Below are 3,540 nucleotides of genomic sequence, written 5' to 3'. Positions count from 1 at the left end.
CTGACCCAACAGGCTGTACGCGAGGCGAATGAAGTACTCTCCAGCCCCCGCTTGCTGCAGCAGCGCGCCGAAGAGAACGAACAGGAAGACGAAAGTGCTGGAGACCCCCAGCGGCACGCCGAAGATGCCCTCGTTGGTCATGTAAAGCTGGTCGATGACTCTCCGGAAGGCGTACCCGCGGTGCGCCAGGATCCCCGGAAGGTAGGGCCCGAGGAACGCGTAAACAATGAACACCGCCGCAATGACGGGCAGGGCCGGTCCGACGGACCGGCGGGCGCTTTCCAGCAGCAGAACGGTCAAGACCGTCCCGAACGCCAGGTCGATGGGAAGGGGCGACCCCACGCGGGTGACCAGCGCGTCGTACTGCCAGTATATGTAGAACGCTCCGGCGCCGGAGGCCATGGCGAGCAGGAACTCCCACCACGGGATGACGTCGATCCGGGCTCGCCGCGAAAAGGGGTACAGCAGGTACGCCAGCACGACGGCGAAGGTCAGGTGGATGGAACGCTGCAGGCTTCCGGTCAAAAGCCCGAAACCTGCCGTGTACAGGTGAAAGAGCGAGAAGACGACAGCGATGGCCAGGATTAGACGGCGTATCCAGCCTGAGGCGGGCTTACGCGGCCCTGCTTCTACCTCCTCGGGCCGAACGGCAGAGTCCACTGCCACGCAGGTTTCTACCCCTTACGTAAGTGTGGGGTGGGGCCCCATCAGGAACCACCACCCCTCGTTCTCAATCGCTACAGTGGCCCTACAGCAGCCCCGCCTCTCTGTAAAACTGCTCCGCACCCGGATGCAGGGGTACCGGCATGGCGTCAAGGGCCTTCTCCAGGGTGATCTGCTTTGCCGCCGCGTGAGCCGTGTACAGCGTATCGAGGTCGTTGAAGATGGCCTTCAAGACCTTGTAGACAATCTCGTCCTCCAGTTCCGCCCTGGCCACCATGATGGCCCGGACCGCCACCGTCGGCACCGGCGCATCCACCCCTTTGTACACGCCCGGCGGAATCACCTCCCGGGCGTAAAAGGGGTACCGCTGGCGCAGGGAGGCAAAGGACGGCTCATCGACCGGTACGATCTTGATCGGCGTCACGACGGCCACGTCCTGGATAGCGGCCGCCCCCAGCCCCACCGTGAAGAAGGCCGCCTCGATCCGCCCGTCCTTCAGGTAGTCCGCCGCCTCCGCCGCACTCAGCCGCTCGGCCCGCCCGAGGTCGCGCACGCTTAACCCGTACGCCTCCAGCACCTGCAGGGCATTCTGCTCCGCCCCCGAGCCCAGCGGCCCCAGGTTTACCCGCTTGCCCCTCAAATCCGCCACCGAGTTGATCCGGGCATCGGCCCGGGCCACCAGCTGTACGGGCTCCAGGTGCATCCCCAGCACGCCCCGCATGTTGGCCACCGGGTCGCCCCGGAACGCCTCCAGGGTCTCCCCTCGGTAGGCGTAGTAAGCGATATCATTTTGCAGGATGGCAAAGTCGGCATCCCCGCTTTGGATCAGCTTCGCATTCGCCACGCTGGCCCCCGACGACTCCACCGTCAACCGGATGCCGATGTCGGCCTTGTAAATGATCCGGGACATGGCCCCAGCAATGGGGTAATAGACCCCCACGACCCACCCCGACGCCAGGGACAAGAACCGCCGCTGCGCAAGTGCCGCCGTACTGAGCGTACTTGCAACAAGGAATGCCACCACCAGCGCGCCAGCAAGCTTCTTGACCATCCAGGCTCACCTCCTGATCAAAGTCCTTCCGTCTTCCGCGAGCGTATTAGCCCGGTGCTCGTGGCAACGTCCCGCAGTACTGGGGTATGGCTCACCTACCCCGTGGTCGGTGATGCTTCCATCGGAACCAATCATGGTGTACGGGCTTCTCAGAAACGTTTCGGCGTCTTCGCATCGACCGCAGCACATCGGCACGCAGTGGCTTCCAGAACACGGTTGGCGGCGTTCGCCACGCGCGCCTCGCTTCAGTCGAATTGAACCATGAGAGGCGTTAGAACGGTAGCACAGACCAGCACCGGGAAAAGGCTAGTTGGTCGGGTGGTGCACAGCAATACTTAACTGTTGCTTTCGCCATCGACAGCCTTTTTCCCTTCCGGCTCCGCGGATAGCGTCCACGCAAATGGTGCGAATTGGGGCTCCATTTGAATCAGCAGCTGCAACAGCCATCGGTGCGCTGAGCTGTACGGCTCGCTGGAACGCCAGGCGAGCCAGCGGGCGATCACACGGGTGTACTGGCGATGGCGGCGGTGTGAGGCGCGAAACCCGAAGGAAGGGCAAAGTACACCGCTTGCCGGGGCAGGACCTCCGCTGCTATCCTGGGAAGATGATGCTGCGTGAAAGGAGGCGCAAGTTATGTCCAACCTCCTAGAACTCGGGCGCTTTGTCCTCGCACAACAACCCTTCAGCGTCTTCCTGGGTTCAGAGCTGGTCGATTTCGAACCGGGGCGGGCGGTGCTCGCACTCCCGGTTAGGGACGAGTTTCGCCAGCAACACGGGGTCGTTCACGGAGGGGTGGTCAGCTACCTGGTAGACAATGCGATCACCTTTGCCGGCGGATCGGTACTCGGTGAAAACGTCGTCACAGTGGAGTTCAAGGTCAACTACCTGCGCCCTGCACGGGGCGAGCGGCTGATCGCGACTGCCATCGTGGAAGGCTCCGGGACCCGCCTTGCTGTCTGTCGGTGCGAGGTGGTCTGCATCGAAGGGGATCAAGAACACCGGTGCGCGGTCGCTCAGGGCACCGTCACGTTGCGTGGCTAGCGCGCCCGGCATCCAGCCGGGACGGACGAGGTCCACGACGAGAACGGGGAGCAGGAGAGCAGCCAGGCAGATCCGCGGTTGACCTGGGCGTTTCTGACGCCTCCCTCCGCAGCTGGCTGCGCCGGGCGCAAATCGACGCCGGGGAACGACGCGGCTTGACCACCGCCGAGCGCGAGGAGCTCAAGCGCCTGCGGGGCGAGAACCGGATCCTCCGTGAGGAACGCGAGATCATGAAAAAAGTGCACCAGTGACAGTGCATTGACCTTCAACATCCGGGTGATGCTGCAGCGGAAGGGATGATCCGGAAAGGCCCGCAGTGCGGCCTGATCGGCCACCCGGGCCTCGAGGCGCTGCTGGCGCTTTTGCTCGCACCACGAAAGCAACCGGGCGTTGAGGCTTTCCCAGTCGGGGACATCCGGGACCGGCACCATCGCATTCAGCCGGACGTAGCCCACGAATCTCTCGACGCAGCCTTTCTCATGGGCTTACCCGGGCCGGCAGAAGCGGCTTTCAAACAGGTGGTGAGCCCGCAGGCTGGCAAACCGGACGTGCTCTTCCCGTTCGGGGCCCTGCAGGATGCGTACCACCGCCGTCTTGGGGTTGTCGTACACCCCTCCCAGCCAGTCGAAAGCCCGGCAGTGACTGTCCAGGAAGGGCTCCAGGCGCTCCGTGGGGTAGGCCCGGACGAAGGGGACCCCGCTGGCATGCAGGCGCAGGCAGAACAGTGCACTCGGTCCGCCGGTCCCCGATGAGGGCCACGGCCGGACCCCGGTCGTCCTGGCCCA

Annotated in this window: 5 protein-coding genes; 1 reads left to right on the top strand and 4 read right to left on the bottom strand. The window is 64.2% G+C overall.

Annotated features, from left to right (window positions below; genetic code table 11):
* Both AB1609_18315 and AB1609_18310 read right to left on the bottom strand, forming a co-directional pair.
* The coding region (locus tag AB1609_18315) for a TRAP transporter large permease subunit (protein MEW6048402.1) at positions 1-666 on the bottom strand (666 nt) is incomplete at its 3' end.
* 82 nt (positions 667-748) lie between these two features.
* Entirely contained in the window at positions 749-1,714 is a 966-nt protein-coding gene (locus AB1609_18310; protein ID MEW6048401.1) for a TAXI family TRAP transporter solute-binding subunit, read from the bottom strand.
* A 633-nt stretch (positions 1,715-2,347) separates the two neighbouring features.
* On the opposite strand from AB1609_18310, the gene AB1609_18305 reads away from it, so the two are divergent.
* Positions 2,348-2,755, top strand: coding sequence for a PaaI family thioesterase (locus AB1609_18305; protein ID MEW6048400.1), 408 nt, complete (start codon positions 2,348-2,350; stop codon positions 2,753-2,755).
* Here the strand turns inward: AB1609_18305 and AB1609_18300 are convergent.
* Together AB1609_18300 and AB1609_18295 are read right to left on the bottom strand one after the other, a co-directional pair.
* Positions 2,752-3,210, bottom strand: coding sequence for a hypothetical protein (locus AB1609_18300; protein ID MEW6048399.1), 459 nt, complete (start codon positions 3,208-3,210; stop codon positions 2,752-2,754). The two genes, AB1609_18305 and AB1609_18300, sit on opposite strands and share 4 nt — an antisense overlap.
* 30 nt (positions 3,211-3,240) lie before the next feature.
* On the bottom strand, positions 3,241-3,540 hold a 300-nt coding region (locus AB1609_18295; protein MEW6048398.1), incomplete at its 5' end, for a hypothetical protein.

This window comes from Bacillota bacterium (genome assembly GCA_040754675.1).
In the GTDB taxonomy this organism is placed as follows: Bacteria; Bacillota; Limnochordia; order Limnochordales; family Geochordaceae; genus Geochorda.
Note: the sequence above shows the minus strand (reverse complement) of the source record. Positions and strands in the feature narration are given on the sequence as shown.